The organism is Nocardiopsis aegyptia (genome assembly GCF_013410755.1).
Classification (GTDB): domain Bacteria; phylum Actinomycetota; class Actinomycetes; order Streptosporangiales; family Streptosporangiaceae; genus Nocardiopsis; species Nocardiopsis aegyptia.
The window spans coordinates 2,281,702-2,307,738 of record NZ_JACCFS010000001.1 but is presented as its reverse complement, the minus strand read 5'-3'; the positions used below and the strand labels follow the sequence as shown (position 1 = coordinate 2,307,738).

The window sequence follows — 26,037 nt, the reverse complement described above, 5'->3', positions numbered from 1 at the left end:
AGGGAGGCCGGGAACGTGGATCTGCCCACGTACACCAACATCTGGCGTATCGAGAAGCGGCTCTACAAGCTCTACGATTTCCGGCTGCCCATGCCGCTTCCCGTGGGCACGTTCGGGGTCGCCCTCGGCGTGTTCGCGCTGTGGGTGATCCTGCTCAGCGTCCTCAACGCCCCCTTCGCGTTCGGCAACGGCTGGCACCTGGTGCTGTGGGTGGTCCCGCCCGGTGTCATCACGGTGCTGGCCACCCGGCCGGTGATCGAGGGCAAGCGCCTGACCGAACTGCTCATCTCCCAGGCCCGCTTCCTCACCGAGGCGCGGGTGTACACCCGGCTGGCCCCGGAGTACGAGCCGGCCGAGGTCCGGGTGTCGGTGCGCGTGTGGCACCGGGACCCGGACGCCGGACCGCTGCCCGTCGTCGGCCGCCGCCGCGTGGAGCGCGCGGCGGCCGAGCCCGAGCGCGCCGTGGTGGAGGAGCCCGGTGTCGGCCCGGAGGCCGCGCCGCCGCTGTTCGGGCTCCCCGCCCGGGCGGCGGAGTCCACGGCCGCCACGGCGGAGGACGTGGAGCGCGTGGAGGCCGTGGGGGCCGTCGGGTCCGCTGCGGCTCCGACGCGCCTGGAGCCGACGGAGGAACCGGAGCCGGAGCGGGCCGTCGAGCCCGCGAGTGCCCCCGAACCCGTGAACGAACGCAGGCGTGCGCCCGAAACCGCGCGCGTGCGCGAGCCTGAGCGCGCGCCCGAACGGGTGCGCGGACGTGAGCGCGTGCCGGTGGCCGCGGCGGCCCTGGGCGGACACAGCGGCGACCACGTCACCGCGAGCCCGTCCGACGAGCCCTCCCGTACCCCGCCGGACGAGCCCCGCGACGAGGGCACCGGGACCCGGCGTCCCGGCGTGGGCCGGCGCGTCCTCAACTACTTCGGTTTCGGCCTGGGCTCCGCGTCTCACGAGGCACCGCGGGAGGCGAGCGGCGGGGACGACGGCTTCGAGGACTTCGAGGACTTCGACGAGGAGGCCGTCCACGCCACCGAGGACGACGAGCAGGGCGACAGCCAGGACTGGTTCGCCCGCCTGCGCTCCTCCTCGGGCGAGACCCCGGTCGGGCTGACCGCCAAGAACGCCTTCTCCGTCGGTGACACCGGTGCCATGAGCCGGGAGGACCTCGCAGACGCGGTCGCGGCGACCGACCAGGACCGCCGACGCGCCGAGGAGGTCATGGCCGCGCCCGAGAGCGCCGACGACGAGTCGCCCGCCGCGCGCCGGCTGCGCGGCCGAGTCCAGGGGATCAAGGTCACCAGGGACCTGGAGGAGCGCCGCTCCGAGCAGGTCCCCGAGCGCGCACCGCGCCCGCCGCGCGTCCAGGCCCGAGGCCAGGCGCTGCCCGCCCGGGAGGAGTCCGACGCGCCGGAGCCGCCCCGCCGCAGGGGACGGCCGCACGCCGCGCCCTGGGAACTCGACCGGGGTACGGAGCGGCGCGCGTCCACAGGAGAGGGCGGCCAGGCCGACCTGTCCGACTACGCGGCCCGCTTCGCGGCCGCCACCGGCCGGCCCGCCGCTCCCGAGCCCGCCGCCGCCCCCTGGCTGCCCCCGGCCGCCGCGGCGCCCACCCCGGAGCCGGAGACCGCCGAGGAGCCGCCGGAGGCCGCCGAGGAGCCGCAGGGGACGCAGGAGGGCACCGAGGCCGCCTCGGACGCCGCCGCTGCCGGGACGAGCGAGACCGACGACGGCGTTCGGAGCTCTGCCACGGCGCCCGCGCGGGACGAGGCCGACCCGGACGCGACGAGCGGGCCCGACGACGAAGTCCGGGGACGCGCGGACACGGACGGCGGGCAGGCGGACACGTCCGCGCCGACGCCGTCGGCCAAGCCCGCGCTGGAGATCGACCACGGGACCGGTGAACAGGCCGCGCTGCCCCCGCAGCCGAACGAGGGCGCCGAGGCGCGCGGTCCCGAGTGGGCCGAGCACATGTCGGTGCTCGACCAGCACCTCAGCACCGCCGACACCCCGGCGCCGCCGCGCCCCAAGTTCGCGGACGTCGTTCCCGCCGACGAGCGCGGGGCCGACGACCCGGGCGAGTGGTTCGACGACGGTAAGAAGCGCCACCCGGACCAGCCCAAGGTCGGTGACCGCGACAACCCGGTGATCCCGGCGAGCGAACTCCGTGAGGCGGCCGAGGCCGAGGAGACCGAGGAGGCCGAGACCGCTCGGGAGCCGCAGCAGGAGGAGGCCGCCGAGCCCGCCGGAGAGGCCAAGCCGCCGACGCAGCTCGACCACGGCACGGGTGAGCTCGTCAGCTTCGTGGAGGTCCGCGACGAGCCCTCGCGCGGCGCCCCGCGCCGCAAGGGCGCCCCGGACACGGGCGCGCCCGCGGAGGAGACCGGACACGCCACGCCGGGCCGGACGACCGGATCGGACGCGGGCGCGCCCGCCGACACGCGGTCCGCGGACGGTGAGGAGGCCGCACGCGCCACCGCGCGCCGGACGGCCGAGGACCTGGCGGCGGCCGAGGCGGCCGCCCTGGCACGCCGCCGCGCGGCCGTCGCCGACCGTCCCGTGGTCCGGGACCCCCGCGCCAACGCCAGCATGGCCTCCGCCCTGACCAGCGAGCGAAGCACCACTCCGGGCACCACGCCCGCCCCGGGCGCCACGTCCGCCCCGGACACGGCAGCCGCCTCTGGCGCCACATCCGCCTCGGGCGCCACGTCCACACCAGGGGCCGCGTCGGGCACGTCGCCTTCCTCGGGCACGTCGCCTTCCTCGGGCACGGGGGGCGGGTCCGACCGGACCGACGTCCCCCAGGCGCCCGGTGAGCACGACCCGCACGACGGCGTCTTCCACCGGGTCGCCCAGAACGCCCGTCGGCTCGGCCAGCTCTTCGGGCAGCCCGCACCGGGCGAGGAGCCCGCTCCGCGCGCCCAGGACGCGCCCAAGCCCGAACTCGAACTCGACCACGGCACCGGCGAGCAGGACCGGCTCGGCGACACCCCCAACGGGGTGCCCACCCACCGGCCCGAGCCGCGGCCCGCCGAACACGAGGAACCCGCGTCGGACTCCGGCGGCACACGGGGCTGGCGACGGCTGGCCAAGGTCGTCACCGGCGGCGCCGCGCCCGTCCGCTCGGACCTGCCCGCCAGTGACATCGAGCGCCTGCGCACCCCGCTGGACTCCCCGAAGGGCCTCGTCGTCCTCGGCTGCACCGGTGGCGCCGGCCAGACCGTGACCACGCTCATGATCGGCCACACCCTGGCCGCCCACCGCGACGACCGCATCGTGGCCGTCGACGTCAATCCGGGACCCAACGGGCTCTCCCGCAGGGTCGGCGCGCAGAGCCCGGAGACCCTGACCGCCCTGCTCGCCAACGCGGACACGGTCGAGGAGTACGCGCACATGCGCTCCTACGCCAGCCGCGCCGGGACCGGGCTGGAGGTCGTCCAGACCCTCGACGACCCCTACGTCCAGACCCTCGACGAGCGCGACTACACCCAGCTCACCCGTCTGCTGGGCGGGTTCTACTCGGTGACCCTGCTCGACCCGGCGGCCACGGGCGTGGCCCGCTCCCTGCCGGGCGCGGACGGCCTGGTGCTGGTCGCCCCGGCCAGCGCCGACGCCGAGCGGGCCGTGTCCATGACCTTCGACTGGCTGGACGGCAACGGCTACGGGGCTCTGCGGGCCAACGCGGTGCTCGTCGTCAACGGTGTGAGCAAGCGCAGCCTGGGCGACGTGGACGCCGCCGAGCGGGTGGCCCGGGGCCGGTGCCGCGCCATCGTGCGGATCCCCTGGGACGACCACCTCGGGTCGTCCTACACCCGGATCGACGTCGGTGCCCTGCGCCCCGCGACCAAGCGCGCCCACGGCGCCCTGGGCGGGGTCCTGGTCAACGTGCTCACGGGCGCCAGGTAGCCCCTGCCGGCCCGCGGACACGGCTTGGGCGGGCGGGGGCTCCCCCGCCCGCCCGGTGTGCGGATCAGCGGCCGACGGGTGTGAAGTCGCGCGCCGCGAGGAACTCGGGGCGCGGTCGGCCCGCGCTGAACGGCTTCGTGCACGTGTTCTCGACACTGTTGAACACGATGAACACGTTCGAGCGCGGGTAGGGCGTGATGTTGCCGCCCGATCCGTGCATGCAGTTGGAGTCGAACACGGTGACGTCCCCGGCCGCGCCGGTGAGCACGTCGATCCCGTGCCGGTTGGCCAGGAAGGACAGCGAGTCCTGGTCCGGGGTTCCCACGTGCTGGCTCACCAGCGAGTCCCGGTAGTGGTCGTCCGGGGTCTCCCCGACACACGACACGAACGTCCGGTGCGAACCCGGCATGATCATCAGCGCGCCGTTGTGGGTGAAGTTGTCGGTGAGCGCGACGGAGAAGCTGACCGTCCGCATCCGGGGCAGACCGTCCTCGGCGTGCCAGGTCTCGAAGTCCGAGTGCCAGTAGAACGAACCGCCGCCGAAGCCGGGCTTGTAGTTGATCCGGCTCTGGTGCACGTACACGTCCGAGCCGAGCAGCTGGCGCGCGCGGTCGACCAGACGCGGGTCGTTGACGAGGTCGGCGAAGACCGGGCTGATCTTGTGCACCTCGAACACCGACCGGACCTCGTCCGAGGACGGCTCGACGATGACGCGCTCGTCCGCCCGCAGGTCCGTGTCAGCGCTCAGGCGCTTCAGCTCCGCGCGGTAGGCCTCCACCTCCTCGCCGCTGACGAGGGAGCGCACCTGGGTGTACCCGCGGTCCCCGTAGGCCTTGACGTCATCGGCGGTGAAGGGGCCGCTCGCGGCGTCCCCCCACACAACGGGGTCCTGACGGTAGAGCAGGGCCGGCTCGGCGGCCTTACGGGTCGGGTAGTCGTCCGCGGTCGGAAGATCCATCTGCAGAGTCATGGCCGATCCCCTCGTTGGGGTTCATCCTCTCTGAGGTCGAAGTCTTTCCTTACGACACGTGAACTTAACAAATCAGAAGTCGCCTTTCCCTGGCGCCCTTCCGTGCCGTGTGTTTATTGGTGTTGTCGCTGGGTATGAGAGTCATACTATATGGGCCAAAACAAAAAGGCGGACCGCTGGTCGCGGCGCCCGCGCCCTCCTTTCGCCACTGTCACCTGGGCGGTGTCACCCCGGGTGTTCGAGACGACCTCCCTCCGTGAGTTGTGCCAGGTCGTCCGGTTGCACGGCTCCCGGGCGGAGTGCCGGACCGAGGCTTTGTCTTTCAGTGTGCGCTAGACCACTGAAAAATGGTGCAAACTCTGGTTCAATGTGCGGCGCGTGTTACTCCGCATTCCAGTGGAATTCGGCCCAGGGGTACTGGCGTAAAGCCCTCGGTCACCGCACAGTAGTGGGGTCCGCTTCCCTCACCCGCTCATGAGGAGTGACAGTGCCCCCGTTCCCCCGCGTCATTCACGGCGCCCTGGCGTCGGCCGCCGCCGCCCTTCTGGTGGTCGTTCTCGGCTGGTCCGCACCCGCCTCCGCCGACCACGTCCTGCCGCCCGCGATCCCCAGCACGTCCGCGGCCCAGAGCCAGCTCGACTCCCTCACCGTCCGGGCCAAGGGGCCCCAGACCGGCTACGACCGAAGCCTCTTCCCGCACTGGAACAACATCCAGCCCCCGTGCTCCGCCCGCCAGGTGGTCCTCGAACGCGACGGCCACGACGTCGTCACCGACTCCGGCTGCCAGCCGACCAGCGGCAGCTGGTGGAGCGCCTTCGACGACACCTGGGTCCACGACGACCCGTCCCGGATCAGCGTCGACCACATGGTCGCCCTCAGCGAGGCCTGGAAGACGGGCGCCGCGAGCTGGAGTACCAGCCGTCGCGCTGAGTTCGCCAACGATGTGGACTCCTCCCAGCTCTGGCTGTCCACGCCGTCCAGCAACAGCTCCAAGGGCGACAGCGACCCCTCGGAGTGGATGCCGCCGAACACGGCCGTCCACTGCGACTACGTCAAGTCCTGGATCAACGTGAAGTACCGCTACGACCTCACCGTCACCTCGACCGAGAAGTCCTCCATCCAGGACACGATCGACACGCGCTGCTGACCTCCGGCGTCGCGGCCCGCCCGGCCCCCAGGATTGGGGCGCGCCGGAACCCCGTCCGCTTCCTCACCTTCCCGGTGATGCCCCACTATGGGTGGAGCACGGGCGGGCTACGCGACCAGGAGGGCACAGATGACCGGCACCAGGGGGACACGGGGCACGACCCGTCTCGCGGTCCGCTACTTCGACGACCGCGTGCTGTTCAGTGACAGCGAGGCCTGGGCCTACTTCCGCCTGCCCACGGTGTCCTACGAGTTCACCACCCCGGAGGAGCGCCAGGGGCTGGCCACCAACATCACCATCGCCCTGGCCGCCATCCGGATGAACGACGCGGAGGTCCACCTGCGCGTCGCCCACCGCACCTACCCGGCCGCGCGGTGGGCCACCGAACTCGACGCGACCGCCGACGCCGGCCCCGGCTGGTACGACTACCTCGACGAGACCTACCGCCATGTCTGGGCGAAGGACTTCTGGACCAAGGAGGTCTACCTCGGCGTCCGGCTCGGCCAGCGCAACGCCGGCGCGGGGCTCGGGCTGTTCTCCCAGATCCTGGGCGCCTACCAGCGCACCGAGCAGGCCCTGGGCATCGACGACGACGCGATCGACGACAAGGAGATCGCCCGCTGGACCGACCAGTCCGAACGCCTCGGCCGCGCCCTGGCCGCCAGCTCCCTGCACGCCCGCCACGCCACCTCCGACGAGATCGCCTGGCTCGTGCGCCACGCCGTCAGCGGCACCGCCGAGGAGGTGCGCCCCTCCGCCGCCGCCCGTCGCACCTGGGGGCGCGGCGAGATCGAGGCGCTCGTCGACGGAGTCGTGCACAACGGCCGCTCCGCCCTGCGCCTGGAACAGCCCGCGGGCTCCACCCACGTGGCCTTCCTCTCCTTCGCCCGCTTCCCGGACCTGATGCCCTTCCCGGACGGCGAACCCTGGCTGCACCACGCCGACGCGCTGCCCTTCCCCGTCGAGATGTCCCTGCGGATGAAGCTCATCCCGCCCGCCAAGGCCAGCAAGGACGTCGGACGCAAGCTCGCGCACGCCCGCGACATGGACGCCCACATCCGCGAGGCCGGGGTGGAGGCGCCCATCGCGCTCGCCGAGCAGATCGACGCCGCCCGCATGCTGGAGCACGGCATCACCAAGGAGCGCCTGCCGTTCGTCTACGGCTGGCACCGGCTCATGGTGTCCGCGCCCACCGAACGACTGCTCGGGCAGCACGTCGAGGCCGTCGTGGAGCACTACCGCGACATCGGCATCGACGTCATCAACTCCACCGGCGACCAGTTCGCGCTCTTCAACGAGTCCCTGCCCGGCGACCGCATCCGGCTCAACGCCTACGCCCAGCGCCAGCCCCTGCGCACGATCGCGGGCGGCATGCCCACCGCCACGGTCGACGTGGGCGACCGCGTCGACCACACCGGCGGCGGCTGGATCGGCCCCTACATCGGCGAGACGCTCGGCCGCGCCCGCTCGATCGTGCACTTCGACCCCATGGTCGCCGCGGCCCGTAACCGCCCCACGGCCATCGCCATCACCGGCGAGCCGGGCGGCGGCAAGACCACGCTGGCCCTGCTGCTCATCTACCAGCTCGCGCTGCGCGGGGTCACCGTCGCCGCCATCGACCCCAAGGGCGACGCGGAGTCCCTCGTGGAGCTCCTCAAGCACCGGGGCCGCAAGGCGCGCATCATGTCCCTGGGCTCGGCCGAGCCGGGCCTGCTGGACCCGTTCGCGTTCGGCGACGACCTGCCCGCCAAGAAGACCATGGCGACCGAGACCCTGCGCCTGCTCCTGCCGAGGATGAGCGAGGAACGCGAGTCCGCGATGATCCAGGCGGTGGCCGCGGTCGCCAACCAGCCCCAGCCCTCGCTCGCCAAGGTCGTCGACCACCTCGTCGCCTCCTCCGACCCGGCCTCGCGCAACCTCGGCGCCGTGCTGCAGTCGATGTCGGAGATGCGGCTGGCCAGCCTGTGCTTCGACCCGCAGGGGGACGCGCGGATCGACACCGAGGGGTGGACCACGGTCTTCACCCTGGGCGGGCTGACCCTGCCCGACTCCGGGGTGGGGCGCGACGACTACTCCTACGAGCAGCGGCTGTCGGTCGCGCTGCTGTACCTGGTCTCGCAGTTCGCCCGGCGGCTCATGAACGGGCTGGACCGCCACCTGCCCAAGGCGATCTTCCTCGACGAGGCGTGGGCGGTGACCTCCACCCCGGAGGGCGCCAAACTCGTCCCCGAGGTGTCGCGGATGGGACGGTCGCGCAACACGGCGCTGATCCTGGTGTCGCAGAACGCCGGTGACCTCCTCAACGAGCAGGTCACCAACTGTCTGTCGTCGGTGTTCGCGTTCCGGTCGAGCGAGCGCTTCGAGGTGGAGAGCGTGATGGCGCTGCTGGGGGTGGAACCCACCGAGGACCACCTGGCGGTGCTGCGCAACCTGGGCAACGGCGAGTGCCTGTTCCGCGACCTGGACGGCCGGTCGGGGCGGATCGGCGTCGACCTGGTGTCGGAGGACCTGCTGCGCTGGCTGGACACCAACCCGACGCGGCGCTACCCGGGCCCGGAGGACCTGGTCCGCGCGTCGATCGCGGAGGAGTAGCGGGAGGTCGCCCTGCCGACCGGAGCCGCGGGGCGGGGGAGTCGCGGCAGGGCCGTGGTTCTGCGGATGCGGCGGGTGCGGTGGCGGCCGTCCCGCCGCTGGTCGCGCGCTCCCCGGCGGCGTGCGGTGCGCGCACCGGACAAGTCGTGGCAAAGGCGTGCGGGGCGGCATGTTCGGGGCGTGCTCCGGATGGGCATTTCCTACCCTGCCGGGCTCCTCCGCCCGGCGTCCGCCCCCGTCGCCTCACCGCGACCGACCGACCACTCAGGACCGCCTATGAGTGAGGACGTCTTCCGGCCACACCCACCCGTCTCCCTCCCCCCGCCCGCCGCGGAGAACCGCCGGCTCCGCCCCCGGCCCGTCGTCGACCCCGGGCTCCCCGAGGCCCAGCGCGAACGGCTGCGGCAGGGCCGGGCGCCCGAGCCCTTACCCTTCCCCTACGGCACGGCCGAGGACGCCACCACCCGGTCGGCCCGGCTGCGCGAGGGGCTGGCACAGGTGGTCGGCGTCGGCTTCACCATGAGCCTGGCCCTGGTCACGGCGGGGTGGTATCTGGGCATGGTCATCGCGACCATCAGCCTGGTGGCGTTCGTCGCCACGCTCGGCTTCCGCGGGGACGCCCACCGGGTCACGCGCGTGGCGGGCGGAATCGTCGGGGCGGGCGCGGTGGCCGCCACCCCGGTCTGGCTGATGGACGTCGTCCCGCAGGACCCGGCCATGGGGGTGCCGTGGCTGGTGTTCGGAGTCCTCGTGGCCATGGTGGCGGCCGACGCGGTCACCTCGCGGGTGGCGGCCGTGCCGGGGGAGGGGGAGACGGCCGCCGTCATCACCCCCGACGACATCAGCGAGGTCGACCACGTCCACCTCGCCACGGTGCAGGGCGTCATCGCGCAGGTGGACGAGGCGGGCGCGGTGTTCCGCGGCGGCGACTCGCTGGACACCGACCGCGCCCTGAGCGTCCTGCGCGACCAGGAGTGGCGCATCGCCGTGCTGCTGGCCCGCCAGCGCGAACTGCGCCGTGCCCACCTGCGCCGCTGGCAGCGGGCGGCCTCGCCACGGGTGCGCGAAGCGCTCAAGCCGCAGCGGGAGCACCTGCACGCGGTCGAGGAGGCCGTGCGCGTCCGGGTGGCGCAGATCGCCGAGTACGGCCGCCTGGTGGAACGCGCGGTCGAGGCCCACCGGGAGTGGGAGCAGTGCCAGGAGGCGCTGGACTCCACGGCCGAGTACGCCGACCACGCGGCGTCGGCGGCCTTCCTGGGAACTTCGTCGAGTCCCGTGGCGGAGTTGTCCACCACCGCGGACCTCGCGCGCGAGGTGCGGGACGAGCACATCCGGCGGCTGGGCGAGCACACCCTCGTCCAGAGCCTGTCCCTGTCGGTCTCGGCCCCCGTGGTGGGTGGTCCCACGGACGGATAGGTCCCGCGCGGAGAAGGGGCGTCCCAGGTGGCCCGGTGCCCGGGTCCGCCCGCCGGCGCGCGGATCGCCGGGTGGCGGGGCCGGGCACCACACGGCTTCGTGATTGACCGGATGCGGACAGCGATCGGCACGGGACACCGTCTCGAGGGCTCGGCAACTCTGACATATTGGCCGCATGAGTGAAGTCCGGGAACGCGTCGACCACCTCCGTGCCACCGCTCGGGAGAGCGTCGCCACCCTGCTCGCCACAGGTCAGGGCGGTTACGTCGACATCTGCCTGGGCGCGCGCCGTCACCTGCTCGACGTGCTCGAACGCGGGACCGATCCCGAGGGGCCGGAGGTCAGCGCGGCGCTGGACGGCCTCGCCACCCATGTCGACGAGGCCATGGACGCGCACCTCCAACGGCAGCGCCGCTGGCGCTCGCGCACCGACAGCGAACGGCTCACCCGCGCCTTCCGCGCCCTCGACGAGTCCGGGATCATCGCCCGGGAGGACCACACCTGCTGCGACACCTGCGCCGCCGACTCCCTCCGCCAGGAGGCGCTCGTCCACCAGGAGGCGCCCGGCGGCCCCTCGATCCGCGGCTACGCCTTCTACCACGAGCAGGACATGCGGTCCGCGGTGCGCGACGGCACCCTCATGGTCGGCTTCGGGGCCACCCACGAGATCCGCCGGGCCGCCGTCGGCGAGGAGATCGCCGAGACCCTGCGCGCCCACGGCCTCACCGTCACCTGGAACGGCGACCCGGGCACCAAGCTCGGCGTCGCCGTGGACTGGCGCCGTCGCCGGTGGGGGCGCGGCGCCGCCCACCCAGGCCCGGCCGTCGACGGCGAGCCCGCGGTCGAGGTCTCCTACCAGCACGAGTCACCTCCCGCCTGGATGACCCACTACCAGGGCCGCGTCACCGTGCGCGAACTGGCACGGATGGTGCTGCCCTGGCTGCCCCGCGGGCACGCGGCCACCCTCACCAGCGACCGCGGCCGGACGATCGAGATCTGCCGGGACTTCGACCTGCTGCGCGTGCTCGGGGAGGGGCGCGCCCTGCCGCGCGAACGCCTGGAGGAGCCGCTCAGCCGCTGGGCGGTCGGCGGCGTCTGGCCCGAGGAGGACGCCCGCTCGTCCCACACCGGCATGGTCGACGCCATATACGACGACAGCACCGCCGAGGGGATCGGCGGGATCCAGAGCGCCGAACCCATGGAGACGGCCGCCGCACGCGAACTCGTGCACCGGCTGACGCCCTCGGAGGGCAACTTCGCGGTGTTCCTCGCCGGCGACGAGACCTGCGTCCAGATGATGTGGGAGGCCGGGCCCCGACTGTGGATGGAGAGCCCCTCCCCGGAGGAGCGCCTGTCCCGCGGCCGGTTCGTCACCACGTCGGAGGCGGAGGAGATGGTGCGCATCCTGGCCGACGAGAACCGTCTCGCGCTCGACGAGCTGGGACGGCTGGCCGTCACCACCTGGTGAGGCCGCGGCGGGCGACCACGGACGCGTGCGGGCATCCGCGGGTGTGACTCCGAGGTGCCCGGGGCTCGGGTGCGGGTGTGACCCCGGGTGTCCGGGGTGCCCCGGGGCCGGGGCGTGCGGGTGTGCCCCCCGGGCGTCCGGGGCCCCGGGGGAGTCAGCGGTGGGTGCTGCCGAACGCCTCACCGAAGCCGAAGAACGCCCTCGACCTCGGCGGCACGAGCAGGAGGCCGCCGATGACCAGTTGGAACACCAGCATCAGGGCGTAGAGCCACAGCTGCTCCGGTGAGTAGACCAGCACCGAGAACAGCGTGAACACCAGTAGCACCGCCACCAGGATCTGCACGATCACCACAGCGCCGTACAGCAGGCGCGAGCGGGTCATCAGACCCACGGCGGCGAAGGCCGCGAACAGCCCCCAGGCGCCCAGCGCCGCCACCGTGCCCCAGCCGTACTCCTCGGAACCGTCCAGGACCTCGGCGACGAACAGCGCCGTGAGGACCATCAGGTAGATCGCGTTGACGCCCAGCATGGCCGACGCGACGATCACCGCCGCCGGCTTGGGAACGCCGTCGCCGCCCAGCCCACCGCTGACCGGCTGCGCCCCGCGGACGCCGTAGCGCGGATCGTCGGTGAAGCGGGCGGTGGCGCCCTGCCGCGGCCCGGTTCCGGGCGCGCCCTGCGCGCCGGGGGCGGCCGCACTCGGAACGCCCTGGGCGGGCGTCGGGTAGTAGCCGGTCCGGGTGGTGCCGGGCACGAACCCGCCCGCGTGGTTCGGCGCGGTGCGACCCGTGGGCGCCTGCATCGGTCCGGACGGCTGCCCGCCCGTGCCCGGCCGGGGCCCGACACCAGGTTGGGGGCCCGTCGGCCGGCCCGGCACCGGCCCCTGCCGTGTCGGCCCCTGCGCGTAGCCCTGCGGATACTGCTGCTGTGGCTGTGGCTGTGGCTGTGGCTGTGGCTGTGGCTGTGGCTGTTGTGGCTGTTGTGGCTGTTGTGGGGCGTGTGCGGCCGAAGGGGCCGCGTGGCCTCCGGGGTGCCCGAACGGAGTCGGTGTGTGCGGCCCTGGTCCGGACGGCGGCCCGCCGACGGTGGTTCCACCGGCCCCGCCCTGAGGCGTGGACGACCCGCCGACGCCTCCCGGGTGTCCCGCGGCCGATCCCATTCCGGTGTGGGCGCCCGAGCCTCCATGCTCCGGAGCATGGAGCGCGGTACCGCCGGAAGGCCCACTGGGCGGCGTGCCCTGGGCGCCGGTGTCCGAGCCGGACACGGGTCCGCCGGCGCCGTTCCCCGGCGCGCGCCGGGCGCGTTCCAGCAGTGCCAGGGCCTGGTCGGGGTCGGGCCGCTGGGCGGGATCCCGGTTGAGCAGGGCGGCGATGAGCTCCTGCAGCGGAGCGCCCGCCGCGCCGCCGCGCGCGGAGCCGTCGGACAGCGGAGGCGGGACCGGCGCGGTCAGCACGGCCGTGATGATGCCCGTGATGCTGTCCCGCTTGAACGGAGACCGCCCCTCGACCAGAGCGAACAGCGTGACGCCCAGGCTCCACAGGTCGGACGCGGGCAGGGCCCGCTCACCCTCGAACCGCTCGGGGGCCATGTACTCGGGTGAGCCGATGTACACGCCCGTCTGGGTCAGTGCGGTGCTGCCGTCGACGTTGGCGATGCCGAAGTCGGTGAGCACGGTCCGGTCGTCCTCGGTCAGCATGATGTTCGCGGGCTTGACGTCCCGATGGGTGACGCCGACGGCGTGCGCCGCCCTCAGCCCGCCCAGCAGCGACCGGGCGGCCTCCTCGACGCGATCGACGGGCATCGGTCCGTGCTGCTCCAGGTACTGGGCCAGAGACTGGCCGCTGAGCAGCTCCATGACGATCCACGGGCTCTCGCCGTCGTCCAGCACGTCGTGGACGGCCACCACCGCGCCGCTGTGGATCCGGGCGGTCGCCTGGGCCTCACGCATCGACCGGGCGTGCGCCTCGGCGCGCTCGTCCGGGTCCATGCCGTCGGGGAGCTGGACCTCCTTGACGGCGACGTCGCGCTGCAGGGCGGGGTCCCACGCGCGCCAGACCGTGCCCATGCCGCCCGCGCCGAGCCGCTCCCGTAGTTCGTATCGGCCCACGGTGGAGCGACCGGGGGAGGACATAGGGGCGCATCCCTTCTGGCGGTGGGGGACGATGCGCAGGCCAATCTATCCAAGAAAAGCCCTACCGCGGCGCTTAACGGTGGCGACCGACGTTGTACGGATCAATCCCACTGTAAGCCGGAGTGCCGGACGTGCCCCGGTCCTGTGCGGCAGGTGACCGGTAGTGGTCACCGACCGGCTCGGGAGTTTCGGGGCGCCCCGGGCGGTCGCGGACGCGACGCGTCGAGGGCAGGACGCAGAGCGCTGGGCGGACCGCAGGCGGGACCTCCGCGATGCCCAAGACGGGCGGCGAGCACCACGGCATGATGCGGGGCCTGGGAGCCAGATGGGCCTTCGTCGGCTCGTGGGGTGTGGGCTCTCATCGGTGCGGCCTCCGCGCCGGCCGTCACCGTGATCGACTACGTGGGCATCAGGGCGGCGGGCCTGGCGCAGACCTTCGTCGTGCTGTTCCTGGCGCTGTTCGGAGCCATGCCGGCCTTCGGTTCGGGGGCGAACGGCTCGGCCGGGCACTTCGGACAGCGCCGGTCCGGCTGACGGCGGCTGCGGCCGCACCGGGCGGACGGGGCCGCGGGGGCGGATGGGATCGGCGGGGTGAGCGGGACCGAAGGGCCCTCACCAGTCGTGGTGTGCCATGACGTCCCTGGCCAGCGCCTCGCGGTCCCCGTCCTCGTCGACCTCGATCCGGTCCGAGAGCAGCAGGAGCTCGTCGGCGGAGAGGAGTTCGTCCGGGGCGAGGGGCGCCGTCGCGAGCTCCGCGTAGAAGCCGGATGCCAGTTCCGTCCGGGCCAGGTCCGGAGCGTCGGTTCCGTCCGAGTCCGACGCCAGCAGGACCACACCCCGGCTCTCCTCGCACGTCGTCGATCCGGCGTCGCATCCGTACCGGAGCGGGTCCGGCCGGCCGCCGAGGAAGAACTCCGCGGGCGCGCTCGTGAGGACCACCCGTCGGCCGGACCCGTCCTCGTAGGTGATGGTGAAGGCGTGCCCCGCCTCCGTGAGCCGCGTGCCGACCGCCTCCCACGCGGGGTCGTCCAGCACGGCGATGTCGTGCGGGTACGCGGCGTAGGTCGCCTCGGTGGCGCGCAGCGTCCGATCGTGGATCTGGGCGCCGATGACGCCCTCCGCCCCGGCCCGCAACAGGAGGAGTCCGACCAGGACGCACACGAGGATCCAGGGCCGACGCCCATCGGTCGCCGCGAGGACGACGGCGACGACGGCCGCGGTCAGAGCCGCGGCCACCCACGTGCCCACCGACCAGGGGACAACGGGCGCCACGTGGTCGGTGACGGCCGTCTGGATCCAGGCGGCCACCGCGGCGGCGGTGAGGAACCCGGCGGCGGTCGTGGGCCGCGTGACCCCCGACCCGCGGAGAAGGGCGGTCAGGAGAAGCAGGCCCGCTGAGACGCACACGACCGCGCCCGCGAGGAGGGCGAGATCGCGCCCGATCCCGTCGCCGCTCGGAAACAGCGCGTCCAACGACCACGAGAGCACCGTCGGTACCAAGGCGAGGCCGAGGGCGTAGGGCACGCCGCACAGGAGCAGCGGGAGGACCTGAGCCGTCCGGGTCACGGACGCGTGATCGGGAGGCGGGGGAGCTGCGGGGAGTGCGTGGGATGCGGGGTGCGCGGGGCCTCCGGCAGTGGAAGCGGTGGGTGTGGTGGAGGCGGAGGACGGCTCCACGGGGCGGGCCGCGTCGGGAGTGTGGCCGTTCATCCGCGAGACCGGCCTCGGATGCCCGCGTCGGGCAACGCCACACCGTCGGCGCGCCGGGCTCCTGGCTCACCCAGCGGTGCGCTGGCCGTGCCTGGCGCCCTGGCCGCGACGGGTGAGCCTGCTGCGCTGGTCGTGGCGGTCGGCCGGGTGCGCGTGCGGGCTGTACTCCGTCGACGGGGACGTCCGCACGCAGGGACGGGAGTGATCGGCACGAAGCGCCCCCGATTCTCCACTCGATCCGTTCGTGGGAGCTCCGACGCAACTCGGGACGACGCCCGCGCGGTGCCCGTCCTTCGTCGGGAACTCCTCCTCGTCGCCACGGTAATGGAGGAGTTCGGCGGCAGTCGGTCGCCCCCACCCGAGCGGAGTAGAGCCCCTCGGCGTCGACCGCGTCGCCGTTCCCGGCGGCGGCCATCACCGGCATCCTCCGGACAGGGAGACGGTCGGGACGACGGGGGACGCCCGGTCATCGGAGCCCGTGCTCGCCGGGACGCCCACGATCGAGGAGGACGGGCGCCCCGCGCCGAGGGGTCTTCCGATGAATCCAGGGTGTACGTGAAATGAACACAGGGGTTCATGTCAGTCGGTGGACGAAGGCCGCCGCCGAGCAGGTCGACCTGCCGGCGGGTTTCGGCCCTACGTCAACCGTGGCTGGGGTTCTCACGGAAGGTGGGCGAGGTACTGGGGCCCAGTCCGATTGATCATCCGGTGTCCACTTTTCGCCAGGAACATGAGTGTGATGCCGCTCATACTCGCTTGCAGGCCACCAAATTGTGGCCTAGGGGTATTGGGGCGTTTCGGAACGCCACTCATGTCCACTACCTGCGGAAACATTGATTCATGCCCGATATGTCCCCATGGGGAGGCGTGCGTCCGAGACGGGAACGGCAAAACCGGTCGCGTTGCTCTCGTCCCTGATCCCCGTGATGGCGCACCATGGATGATGGGGTAGAGACATGCGGGGGTCCGCCGTCGCGGGTGGCCGGTAGTCGGCGTGCGCGCGGTGCGGGCCTCGAGTCTGCCATCGTCCCTCGGCACGAACCACGACGCAGGAGCCAGCAGATGACGCATCAGCACGTCCACCGGCGGGGTTGGCGACGCCTTCTGATGACGTTCCTCCTGCTAGTCGGTTTCCTCGTGCTGCCGCTCACCAGCGCTCACGCGAACCCTTTGTGCCCGGGCCAGCCAGCACCCCTGCCGGAATCGGCGGGCAGCGGTTCCGACGGCCTGCTCGTCCCTCCGCAGTCCCAGTCGGCCATCGAAGGATCTCCGGACGGACTGCCTCCCGACGCGAGCATGTACGGGCAGTACGGAACGGCCGGAACGCAATGGCACATGATCACCGAATCGTGTGTGGACGGAATCTCCAACGGCGCCCAGGCGACACTGGCGAACACGGCATGGGATCTGTCGCAGACCATCAACCAGTCGACCATCACGGTCTACCAGGCGGCCACGTCCGACGGTCTTCTCTCCAGCTTCAACGAATTGGTCGAGAACGTCGTCGTCACGCTTCGCGAGGGCATCTGGCGGCCGCTCATCCCGACGGTGGTCATTCTCGGGGCGCTGTGGCTGGGATGGTTCGGCCTCATCCGCAAGCGGATGACCCTCACCATCGAATCGACCATCTGGATGGTGGCGGCCACGGCGTTGGGCATGTGGATCCTGGTCAACCCGGCCCAGGTGATGGGGCTGTCCAGCGGACTGGTGAACTCCGGGAGCCAGTTGGTGACCAGCACGGTGGGACAGGTTCCCTATGGAGGCGGGTCGGGGTCGTGCCCGGCGGGAGCCGCGCCGCCGGAACGGGCGGCGTGGGAGTCCGAGGCGGACTTCCAGGTGCGACGCAACGCCGACATGCTGTGGTCGAGCCTCGTGTGCCAACCCTGGGTCGCCGGCCAGTTCGGTAACGATCCAACTGGACAAAACGTCGCCCGCCGTCATGCCGCAGAATTGATCGCAGCGCAAGGTGTTAGCCGCGTTGAACAGCAGCAAATAGTCGACGGAGAAGTTGACGCTAATGAATTGTTGACTCAAAAGCAGCAGGACTACGAAGAGATATCATCTCGGGTCGAGTCATCGTACCCGAGCGTTTATCCTCTGTATTCCGGCCAGGATCAGGGGAGTCGATTGGGTGTTGCGACGCTCGCTCTGTTTGCTTCCATTTTTGCCGGGGGGCTCATCCTTGCGGGTTCGGTCGCTCTCATTGTCCTCAAAATCGCATTCTTGCTGCTCTTCTTGTTGTCGCCGATATTCCTGCTTATTGGAATCCATCCAGGCTATGGTCGGATGGTCTTGTTGCGCTGGGTTGAGTTGATGGTGGGTTTCCTGCTGAAGCAGATATTCCTGGTTCTTCTCATCTCTCTTCTTGTCATGTGTTACGGGATGGTCATGTCGACCAACCTCGGGTGGGGTCTGCAGATGATTCTGCTCGCGCTGTTCACCCTGGCGCTCTTCATCTACCGCAAGCCGTTCGCGTATCTCTTCTCGTCGGTGAACGCAAACTCGTTCACCTCCCGCATCGTCAGCGACACGGCGCAGAGCCGGGCTCTCAGCAGGAGCGCGGCGGTCCTACCCCCGGTCGCCAACCTGAAGGCGCAGGCGTGGGGTCTCCGCCGCGCACCGATGATCGCCGGAGCCGCCGCCGGCGTCCCGGCCGGAACGGGAGGACCGACCGGTGTGCCGGAGGGCACTGTGGGCGAGGAGCCCCAGACCGAAGGCGGCCCGGTGCGCGGTGACGGAAACCGGGTGCGAGGGGTCGCGGGTTATGGCCGTGTGCGTGACAACGGATCCGCACCGCCGCTCCGGATGAACCGGGAAACCTCCGCCGCCAGTGGGTCGCGGGCCGCGACGGCGAATCGGAGCAGTGACCAGGCTCCGACCCTGAGCGGTGGTGGAAGCGGCTCCATTCCGCCTCGGCCGAGCGGTGGCTATACCGGGACCGGCGACAGCGGATGGGCGTCCGTCTTCGGAACCGATTCCGGAGACCGTGGTGGATCGCGGCGTCGTGACGACGGTGGCGGACGGGGAGGCCCGGTGGTCGGCAGCGACCGCCCAGCGGCTCCTGGGCGTGCCGCCAGTTCGGAGCGGCCCGAGCCCAGCAGTGGTCGAGGGATCTTCAACGGCCGCGAGGAAACGCCCGCCAAGGGGAGCTTCGGCAGCCGAGGGTCCCGTTGGGGAACCCCCCGTGAGCGGCGTGAGCGGTCCGCTCCCCAACGGCCGGCTCGACCGGCACCCAGTCCGCCCGGAGGACGAGGCGATGGTGACGGTGGTTGGCTGACCGGGTCCGGAAAGCGCAAGGACAATGCTCCCATCACCCCCTTCTGGGGGGAGAGCAGCTCCACCAGTGCGAGGGACCGCAAGCGCGACGTGCCCTTCTGGCTGAACGACGACTGACGGACAAAGGCCCCGACTCATGCCGAACCCTCTCCCCGAACGCGCCCAGCGGGCGGTCTTCATCGGACTCGTCGTCGCGCTGGTCGCGTTCGGTCTCTATCTCAGCGTCGGTGGATTCGGAGGGGACGACGCGGGCGAGGAGCCGGTGGCTGAACCCTCTGATTCCGGCCCTCCTCCCGCCGGACCGGATGACACCGGCGGGCTGAGCGGCCTGTCCACGGTGGCCCCCAGCCCGATCGAGACGACGGACGAGGGCGACCTGGACGTCTTCGACTGGATGCCGTTCAGCGAGGAGGAGTTCCGAGCCGCCGGCGCCACGGCCCGTGCCTTCGGTGAGGCCTACGGAACGATCGACTACACCCAGTCTCCGGAGTCCTACTACTCCTCGATGGAGGAGCTCGCCACCCCGGAGTACGCAGACGTCCTGTCCGAGGCGACCCGTGCCGGGGCCTTCTGGGAGGAGATGTCCGGGGTCGAGGCCGTCGCCGAGGGGCGCGCCGAGATCGAGACGGTCAGGACCTTCGGCGAGGACTCCATCACCTTCGTCGTGACCGTTCAGTCCATCACGGAGACAGGCGACGCCGAGTTCGACGAAGAGCTGGGCGAGTTCGCCATCACCGTGGTTCGTAGTGGGAGCCGGTGGAGGGTCTTCGACTTCCAACCCGGCGACGCAGGACAGTTCGGGGAGGAGTGACCCCTTTGTTCCCCCGTTTCATCACCCCCAACAGGTCGGACGAGGGCGCCGCGGGACTCTGGGTCGGTGCCGTGGCAGTGATCGGCGTGACGCTCACGATCATGCTCGCCATGTTCGTGATTCCGGTGATCTCGAACTCGACGCAGCAGGTCGGCTCGATGCTGGCCAACGGTCTCGTCTGTGCGCCGAACGCGGACGCGGAGCAGCCTGAGGCGAGCGGTTACGCGATGGACTCCATCCCCGAGAACTATCTGGAGATCTACCGGGAGGTCGGGGAGGACCGAGGCGTTCCGTGGAACGTCCTCGCGGGAGTCGGCCAGGTGGAGTCGCACCATGGGCGATGGGAAGGGCCGGGCATCACCGAAGGACACAATGACTGGGGAGCGGCCGGCCCCATGCAGTTCGGTGCGCTCGACGGCTCTGCGGCGGGGAACAGTTGGGGCGGCGAGCCCATTCAGGCTGTCGAGGATCGGCCGGAGACCGGCTACGGGCTCGACGGCAACGGAGACGGGATCGTGAACGTCTACGATCCGGCCGACGCCATTCCCGCGGCTGCGGACTACCTCCTCGCCCACGGCCTCGCCGACGACGTTCGCCAGGCGATCTACGGGTACAACCATGCCTGGTGGTACGTGGATGACGTCATGGAGTGGGCCGGGGAGTACTCCGACGGCGAATTCAACACCACGGACTCGGTTCGCACGGCCGTTCTCTGTGAACTCGACGCGCAAGGCGCTCCCATCGGTCGTGCGCCTGACGAACTTACGCAGGCGGTCATCGACTGGGCCCTGGACCAGCGCGGGAAGCCCTACATCTGGGGTGGGACCGGACCCAATGGTTACGACTGCTCCGGACTGACGATGAAGGCCTACGAGAGCATCGGGGTGACCATTCCCCGAGTGTCGCAGGATCAGTGGGCCTTTGGTCCGGAGATTCCACAGGGGGAGGAACAGCCGGGTGACCTGGTGTTCTTCGATGTGACCAGAGCGGGAGAGCCTCCGGGGCCCGGACATATGGCCATGGTGATCGGCGACGGCCTGATGGTCGAAGCCTGGTGCACCAACTGTGGACCGATCGCCGTCCGGGAGTACGATAACCCCAATCGTGCGGACATCGTGGGTTTCACCCGTCCACTCGAGCACCCGGACGTGAAGGCCCAACTGGAGGCACAGGATAACCGTGGCTGATGAGAAGGTGGCCGCCAGGAAGAAGGGGCTCCACGGTTGGCGGGCGGCGGTCGCTGTCTTCGGTTGCGGAAGCCTGGCCGCCTTCGGTGTTTTCGGGGTAATCGTGCTGGTCCTGAACGTGGTCCTGTCCACTGCTGCAACCGGAGTTCCGGGTGCTGAAAGAGAAGCCACCGTGCAGCAGACCGGGGAACCCATCGCTCACCTGGAACCTGGTGAGATGGATCTATGCGTACAAGATGTCCAACACACGTATGACCAATACGACCCTCATTATCAGAGTGATAATTATGAGGATCCTGCGCTCCAGGGGAACGAGGAAGATCGAACCGTCAGCGATCACTGCTCGTGGGAGATCACACCCAGGGGGGATAGTGGAGGCCTGGAGCCTTGGGTGCTCACGTATGCGTACGAGGCCGTAATATCCACAACCGGAAGCGACTCTCCACAAGAGGTGGCCTCGTCAAGATACTCAGAGCTCGTCGCCGGGCATGAGAGCAATGAACTCGATCTTCTTGCATCCGGTGATGCTGATCTGAGCGATAGGTCATTCTTTCACTATGGAACGGATCCGGAAGGTGCATACGTCTATTATCTGACTGGTCAGACCAAGAGCACTGTCTACGTGATCAAGTTCGAATCGCCCGCTGTGAATGGGGAGGTTCCAGTGAGAAGATTCAGGAACGAGGCCGACCACGTAGCTTCGTTTGTGGAGCCTGGGCTAGGTGTCCTCGTCCCTGATTGAGTCGCGCTTCGGTCGTCAGGCGATGCCGGCCATGAAGTGGTGGCGGCACAGGGTGGCGTAGGATTCCGTCCCGCCGATGTGGACCTGCTCGCCCTGGTAGATCATGACGCCGTCGACCACGCGGGCGTTGTGCGTCGCCCGGCTGCCGCACCAGCACCGAGCCGACACGGGGAGGACCTCGATCTTGTCGGCGAGTTCGACCAGGCGCTGGGAGCCGGGGAACAACTGCCCCTGGAAGTCGGTCAGGATGCCGTAGCAGTACACGTCGATGCCCATGCCGTCGACGGCTCCGGCCAGCTGGCCCACCTGCTTGTGCGACAGGAACTGGGCTTCGTCGCAGATCACGTACGGGGCCTTGCGATCGGCGATGTCGTCGTACAGGTCGAGGTGGTCACCGACCTCGATGGCGGGGGACGTCAGGCCGAGGCGGGACGAGATGATCCCCTCGCCGGCGCGGTCCTGCTTCGTGTAGAGCACTCCCTCGCCGCCGCGTGAGTGGTGTTCCTGCAGAGCCATCGTGCTCTTGCCCGAGTTCATCGCCCCGGTGAAGTACTTCAGCTCCGCCATGCCTCTTCCTCGATCGCGGGCGCTGTGCCGTCGCCGCCGCCCCCGGCTGGTGCCGTGGCCAGCAGTGAAGATACCAGTGGGGCCGGCTCCCGGTTGAACCGCCGCCGCCTCCCAGCCGTCCAAGCCTTCGCCGCTGTTTCCCGGGCGCGCCGAGGAGTTCCTGGGGTACAGCGTGTTTGTGGACGGTGTCGTTGCGGGGGAGGGTTCGGCCGAAACGGGGGTGTGGGATGTTCCACGTGATATCCGGGCTGCCGGTGACGATTTCGTGACTTCCGATCGCCCCGACCGGTCGCCCGGGGGTGTCGGATGTCGCTGGGCTATCGGTGGTGTGCCGGAGGAGGCCACGGTGGCACTTCGATATCTTTGACCCGCTGTGTCGGAATGCAGCGTGTTGCGCGGAGGGGGAAGTGAACTTGCGGCGTTCGCAGGTCGTGCAGGTGGTCGAGAGCCGTTGGTTCTCGAACGCGATGCTCGTGGTGATCCTGATCAATGCCGCCATTTTGGGTTGGTCAACTTACGGGGGTTCTGTCCAGCCGTATTTGCTGTTCGTCGAGCGGATCGTGGTCGGCGTCTTCGTCGTCGAACTGACTCTGAAGATCATCGCGTGGCGAGGCCGATTCTTCCGGGACCCGTGGAACTGGTTCGACTTCTTCGTGGTCGTCATCTCCGTCATCCCCGCCACCGGCCCCTTCTCGGTCCTGCGCATCCTGCGCGTGCTGCGGATCCTGCGGGTGATCACCGCCGTCCCGCAGATGCGGACGATCATCAGTGCGCTCTTCCGTGCGGTGCCGGGGATGGGCACGGTCATCGGACTGCTCCTGGTGGTCATCTACACGGCCGCGATCCTGGGACAGCAGCTCTTCGGTGAGGACGTCCCGCAATACTTCGGCGACCTGGGGACGTCGCTCTACACGCTGTTCACGGTGATGACGACGGAGAACTGGCCGGACTTCGCCGATGCCGTCGCCGAGGACCATCCGATGGGGTGGATGTTCTTCGTCGGCTACATCGTGCTGACGACCTTCATCATCCTCAATCTCGTGATCGGCGTCATCGTGACGTCGATGGAGCAGGAGGTGGACTCCCGATGGTGGGTCGAGGACCAGGAGTTGGAGGCCGTCCAGCACGAAGCCGTCATGGCCAAGCTGGCGGAGCTGAGCGAGCAGGTCGCGCGCCTGGACCGCATGGTGCGCGATCACGGGGGAGACCCGGACACGGCCGAGCCCGTCGGCCAGGGGGCGTCCGCCGCCCACGAACCGGTCCACCCGCCGAACGGCAGCGGGTAGGCGGCGCACGCCGAAGGCATGTGACACACGCGGAAGTGGTCGCCCGGTACCGAGGCGGCCCCGCCGCCCGGCCTGCGACGTCGAGGACAGCGAGGGGGAGGGCGCCCTCGCGACCTGCCGGCGGGGGCCGGGCCTGGCCCCCAGTGCCCGGCCCCCGCTCTCGGGCGAACACGCCCGGATGGTCGCCTCCGCCGCCACCCGGGAGTGGGCCCTGAACGCACGCATTCGACTGGCGCGCCACAGGACGTGGGTGACCGGCGGTGGTCGGGCGGGCAGTGGTGGACACCACGCCGCCCTGACCCCGCCCGTCGTGCCCGCGCCTCGCGGCCCAGAACTTCAGGCAGGATCTTGATGACTAAGAGTAGTGACTACGTCGCTCGTTGGGGCGGTATTTCCAAGGTCGACGCTGGTCGGAGGCGGTTTTCCTGCCTCGTTCGCGAGTCGGGGCGGACGATCGGTCCGGTATGCGTCGGATGCGCCCGCTCCACGTCTCGGACGGGCCGGGCGCGGTCACTTCGTCGACTCCGCGAGCACCGGTCGGAGCACGTCCGAGAGCACACCCGGACGGCGGCGATCCACGTGCGCCGTTCGCACTCCGTGGTCTGCCGGGGCGCGGCGACCCGGCGCTTCCGGGCGACCGGGAAGGGCGGACTTCCTCGGGTGGAGAACGTCGATGCCCTGCTGCCGGCCCCGTGGCCGGGCCCCGACCCGGTGGCAGCCTCCACGGGGCACCCCGTCCGCCGACCCGAACCCGGGTCAGGGCGCGCCGCCGAGGGCGGGTCGGTGTCCACGGTCGCCCCTGTGGCCGTGCGTGCCGCGGCGGTCCTGGCAGTCGTGACGACGAACGGTGTCCCGGTTCCGGCTCGGCCCTGCGAGAGGCTCGCCATCACCGGTGACCGCATGGGAGACGAGTCCCGGCCCCGGGCACCGCGTCCCCGCCCGCCGTCGTCCCCGCACCCGTCCCCGTCGCCCTGGCCGATACCGAGGCCCAGGCCCCGACCCCGGCCGCACCGCCACGTGCTCGCCCGGCAGTAGCCGCGTCCCGCGTGTGCGGCGCTCGCGGCCGGTCCTCCGCCGAGAACACACTGGGGCAGCCGCGCCCCGCGTACTGACGCCTCCGGCCCCCGGGCACCGCCCCCGTGCACCGTCCCCGTGCGCCATCCCCTGGGATCGGGCCCTGGGCCGGGATCGGGCCCCGGCCCCCGCCCCGGCCCTGGCCATGGGCCGGTCGGCCGACAGGATCGGCGACCGGCCCCGGGGGTCAGCCGAGCTGCCCGCCGATGATCGGCGTCAGGCGGTCGGCGATGACGCGGTGCCCGGCCTCGTTCGGGTGGACCGAGTCGACCAGGTGCTCGTCGCCGATCCAACCGGTGGTGTCGACGAACCGGACGCCGCCGTCACCGCGGTCGTTGTGGATCCGTACCGCCTCCTCCGTCTCGGTGGTGTAGCGCCCGCGGAAGGTCCGCAGGGCGAAGATCTCCGCGGTGGGGTACTCCGCGCGGGCGCGGGCGATCAGCTCGACGTAGCCGTCGCGGAACTCCTCGGAGGTGGGGCGCCGCCCGATGTCGTTGGTGCCGAGGTTGATCACGACGGCCGCCGCGTCGTACCGGAAGTCCCAGGCGGGGGAGCCGTCGGCGGACGAGGTGCGCAGGAACCAGTCGAGCATGCCGTAGCAGTCGCTCGGCAGCAGGCACGCACCTCCCTGGGCGATCTGGGTGTGCCCCGCGCCGAGGCGTTCGCCGACCAGCCAGGGATAGGAGGTGAAGGGCCGGTTCCCGTTGGGCTGGCCGACGGTGATCGAGTCGCCGACGAACTCGATGACGCGGTCCGGCGGCGTCGAGGCGACGGTCCCGGCACCGGGGTCGAAGGCCAGGCCGCGGAACACCGCGTCCCCCGTGTACGAGCCCGCCACCTCTCGGTAGCCGAGGCGGAGCGTGTGCTCGCCGTCGGCGAGGCCGTCGGCGAGGGTGACGGTGCCGCTGACGTCGCGCAGCCACGTGTAGGGGCCGCCGTCGACGCTGTAGTAGAGGTCGATGGTGCCGCGCTGGTTCGCGGCGACCGAGGTGCCGGTGAAGGACGTCTCCAGGTACGCCCCGGCCCAGCCGGGCACGTAGGCGCCGCTGTCGCGGGTGTCCCAGCGGCCGAAGTAGTGGATGGCGGGATCGGTCGGCGAGCCGTCCCCGCCGCCCCCGGCGATGACCGGGACCAGGTCCCACTGCTGGTTGGCGCCGCCGTTCGGGGTGTACTGGGAGACGCGGGCAGCGGGTTCGGTCGACCGCGCCCACACTTCCAGCGCCTTGCCGGAGCCCTCGTTGACCAGCGTCACGCGGTCGCCGTCGACGGTGGCGCTCCAACGCTGGTTGGCGTTGTCCCGGTCGGGCCACTGCACGATGTCGGCGCCGTCCTCGGCGCTGCCCCGGGCCACGTCGACCACCTGGTCGCTGTGCCGGGCCTGGAGCCGGTAGGCGCCACTGCCGGAGGGCAGGAACCGGAACTGCTGGTGGGCCGCGCCGGTGTGGTCCGACTGCACGAGCCCGGCGCCGGGTTCGGTGGAACCCGTGTCCACGTCCAGGACGAGGCCCGAGTGCACGTTCCGCAGTGTGAACCAGGTGTTCGCGTCGACCTCGTCCGCGGAGGCCGCCGGCGCGGCGACCACGAGCCCGGCCATGGCGACCACGGTCGCGATGGCGCTCGTGGCCCACGTCCGGAGGCGGGAGGGCCCGCGCGTTCTGCGCGGGGAGGAGAAGAGCGGGGGCATGGAGCGACTCCGGACGACTGGGGGGGAAAGCGCTTGCCGACCGGACGCTACCCGAAGGGAACGCACGTCTCCAGAGGGGTAC

Annotated in this window: 17 protein-coding genes; 11 read left to right on the top strand and 6 right to left on the bottom strand. The window is 71.1% G+C overall.

Going from position 1 to position 26,037, the window contains the following annotated elements:
* Positions 1-15 precede the first annotated feature (15 nt).
* Positions 16-3,894, top strand: a complete 3,879-nt coding sequence (locus tag HNR10_RS10255) for a TcpE family conjugal transfer membrane protein (protein ID WP_179822702.1) — start codon at positions 16-18, stop codon at positions 3,892-3,894.
* 64 nt (positions 3,895-3,958) lie between these two features.
* Here the strand turns inward: HNR10_RS10255 and thpD are convergent, their stop codons facing one another.
* On the bottom strand, positions 3,959-4,864 hold the full coding sequence (thpD, locus tag HNR10_RS10250) for an ectoine hydroxylase (protein ID WP_246406156.1): 906 nt from the start codon (positions 4,862-4,864) through the stop codon (positions 3,959-3,961).
* 487 nt (positions 4,865-5,351) lie between these two features.
* Here thpD and HNR10_RS10245 point away from each other — a divergent pair, with 487 nt between their 5' ends.
* The 4 genes from HNR10_RS10245 (at position 5,352) to HNR10_RS10230 (ending at position 11,487) form a co-directional block, all read left to right on the top strand.
* A complete protein-coding gene (locus HNR10_RS10245) occupies positions 5,352-6,011 on the top strand; it encodes a GmrSD restriction endonuclease domain-containing protein (protein ID WP_179822701.1) in 660 nt (219 codons plus the stop codon).
* 129 nt (positions 6,012-6,140) lie between these two features.
* Positions 6,141-8,603 carry an ATP-binding protein gene (locus HNR10_RS10240; protein WP_179822699.1) on the top strand — a complete coding sequence of 821 codons (2,463 nt, stop codon included), beginning with the start codon at positions 6,141-6,143 and terminating at the stop codon, positions 8,601-8,603.
* 276 nt (positions 8,604-8,879) lie between these two features.
* Positions 8,880-10,019 carry a hypothetical protein gene (locus tag HNR10_RS10235; RefSeq protein WP_179822697.1) on the top strand — a complete coding sequence of 380 codons (1,140 nt, stop codon included), beginning with the start codon at positions 8,880-8,882 and terminating at the stop codon, positions 10,017-10,019.
* 175 nt (positions 10,020-10,194) lie between these two features.
* Complete coding sequence (locus HNR10_RS10230) at positions 10,195-11,487, top strand: DUF6891 domain-containing protein (protein ID WP_179822695.1); 1,293 nt, start codon at positions 10,195-10,197, stop codon at positions 11,485-11,487.
* Between the two features lie 154 nt (positions 11,488-11,641).
* Here the strand turns inward: HNR10_RS10230 and HNR10_RS10225 are convergent, their stop codons facing one another.
* Positions 11,642-13,618: a serine/threonine-protein kinase gene (locus tag HNR10_RS10225; RefSeq protein WP_179822693.1), complete on the bottom strand. Its 1,977-nt coding sequence runs from the start codon at positions 13,616-13,618 to the stop codon at positions 11,642-11,644.
* 348 nt (positions 13,619-13,966) lie between these two features.
* Between HNR10_RS10225 and HNR10_RS10220 the strand changes: the two genes are divergently transcribed.
* On the top strand, positions 13,967-14,152 hold the full coding sequence (locus HNR10_RS10220) for a hypothetical protein (RefSeq protein WP_179822691.1): 186 nt from the start codon (positions 13,967-13,969) through the stop codon (positions 14,150-14,152).
* Positions 14,153-14,230: 78 nt separating this feature from the next.
* Here HNR10_RS10220 and HNR10_RS10215 read toward each other — a convergent pair whose 3' ends face one another.
* Together HNR10_RS10215 and HNR10_RS31710 are read right to left on the bottom strand one after the other, a co-directional pair.
* Positions 14,231-15,184: a hypothetical protein gene (locus HNR10_RS10215; RefSeq protein ID WP_179822690.1), complete on the bottom strand. Its 954-nt coding sequence runs from the start codon at positions 15,182-15,184 to the stop codon at positions 14,231-14,233.
* Positions 15,185-15,394: 210 nt separating this feature from the next.
* Positions 15,395-15,517 (bottom strand): hypothetical protein, encoded by a 123-nt coding sequence (locus tag HNR10_RS31710; protein ID WP_281390118.1) that lies wholly within the window; start codon positions 15,515-15,517, stop codon positions 15,395-15,397.
* Between the two features lie 873 nt (positions 15,518-16,390).
* Here HNR10_RS31710 and HNR10_RS10210 point away from each other — a divergent pair.
* The 4 genes from HNR10_RS10210 (at position 16,391) to HNR10_RS10195 (ending at position 21,344) form a co-directional block, all read left to right on the top strand.
* Positions 16,391-18,721, top strand: a complete 2,331-nt coding sequence (locus HNR10_RS10210) for a type IV secretion system protein (RefSeq protein ID WP_179822688.1) — start codon at positions 16,391-16,393, stop codon at positions 18,719-18,721.
* A 19-nt stretch (positions 18,722-18,740) separates the two neighbouring features.
* Positions 18,741-19,415, top strand: coding sequence for a hypothetical protein (locus HNR10_RS10205; protein WP_179822686.1), 675 nt, complete (start codon positions 18,741-18,743; stop codon positions 19,413-19,415).
* A gap of 101 nt (positions 19,416-19,516) precedes the next feature.
* Positions 19,517-20,602: a C40 family peptidase gene (locus HNR10_RS10200; protein ID WP_246406990.1), complete on the top strand. Its 1,086-nt coding sequence runs from the start codon at positions 19,517-19,519 to the stop codon at positions 20,600-20,602.
* Positions 20,595-21,344 (top strand): hypothetical protein, encoded by a 750-nt coding sequence (locus tag HNR10_RS10195; protein ID WP_179822684.1) that lies wholly within the window; start codon positions 20,595-20,597, stop codon positions 21,342-21,344. Before HNR10_RS10200 ends, HNR10_RS10195 begins: the two co-directional genes overlap by 8 nt.
* Positions 21,345-21,359: 15 nt before the next feature.
* Here the strand turns inward: HNR10_RS10195 and HNR10_RS10190 are convergent, their stop codons facing one another.
* Positions 21,360-21,911, bottom strand: coding sequence for a thymidine kinase (locus HNR10_RS10190; RefSeq protein ID WP_179822682.1), 552 nt, complete (start codon positions 21,909-21,911; stop codon positions 21,360-21,362).
* 413 nt (positions 21,912-22,324) lie between these two features.
* On the opposite strand from HNR10_RS10190, the gene HNR10_RS10185 reads away from it, so the two are divergent.
* The gene (locus HNR10_RS10185; RefSeq protein WP_218897691.1) at positions 22,325-23,197 is read left to right on the top strand and encodes an ion transporter; all 873 of its coding nucleotides are present in this window, start codon (positions 22,325-22,327) and stop codon (positions 23,195-23,197) included.
* 1,261 nt (positions 23,198-24,458) lie between these two features.
* On the opposite strand, the gene HNR10_RS10180 is transcribed toward HNR10_RS10185, so the two are convergent.
* The gene (locus tag HNR10_RS10180) at positions 24,459-25,955 is read right to left on the bottom strand and encodes an RICIN domain-containing protein (protein WP_179822680.1); all 1,497 of its coding nucleotides are present in this window, start codon (positions 25,953-25,955) and stop codon (positions 24,459-24,461) included.
* Positions 25,956-26,037 lie beyond the last annotated feature (82 nt).

Bases quoted from the DNA above. Each gene is read 5' to 3' on its own strand.
- thpD (WP_246406156.1), bottom strand. From the start codon at position 4,864: ATGACTCTGCAGATGGATCTTCCGACCGCGGACGACTACCCGACCCGT.
- HNR10_RS10240 (WP_179822699.1), top strand. From the start codon at position 6,141: ATGACCGGCACCAGGGGGACACGGGGCACGACCCGTCTCGCGGTCCGC.
- HNR10_RS10235 (WP_179822697.1), top strand. From the start codon at position 8,880: ATGAGTGAGGACGTCTTCCGGCCACACCCACCCGTCTCCCTCCCCCCG.
- HNR10_RS10230 (WP_179822695.1), top strand. From the start codon at position 10,195: ATGAGTGAAGTCCGGGAACGCGTCGACCACCTCCGTGCCACCGCTCGG.
- HNR10_RS10225 (WP_179822693.1), bottom strand. From the start codon at position 13,618: ATGTCCTCCCCCGGTCGCTCCACCGTGGGCCGATACGAACTACGGGAG.
- HNR10_RS10210 (WP_179822688.1), top strand. From the start codon at position 16,391: ATGACGCATCAGCACGTCCACCGGCGGGGTTGGCGACGCCTTCTGATG.
- HNR10_RS10205 (WP_179822686.1), top strand. From the start codon at position 18,741: ATGCCGAACCCTCTCCCCGAACGCGCCCAGCGGGCGGTCTTCATCGGA.
- HNR10_RS10200 (WP_246406990.1), top strand. From the start codon at position 19,517: ATGCTCGCCATGTTCGTGATTCCGGTGATCTCGAACTCGACGCAGCAG.
- HNR10_RS10190 (WP_179822682.1), bottom strand. From the start codon at position 21,911: ATGGCGGAGCTGAAGTACTTCACCGGGGCGATGAACTCGGGCAAGAGC.
- HNR10_RS10180 (WP_179822680.1), bottom strand. From the start codon at position 25,955: ATGCCCCCGCTCTTCTCCTCCCCGCGCAGAACGCGCGGGCCCTCCCGC.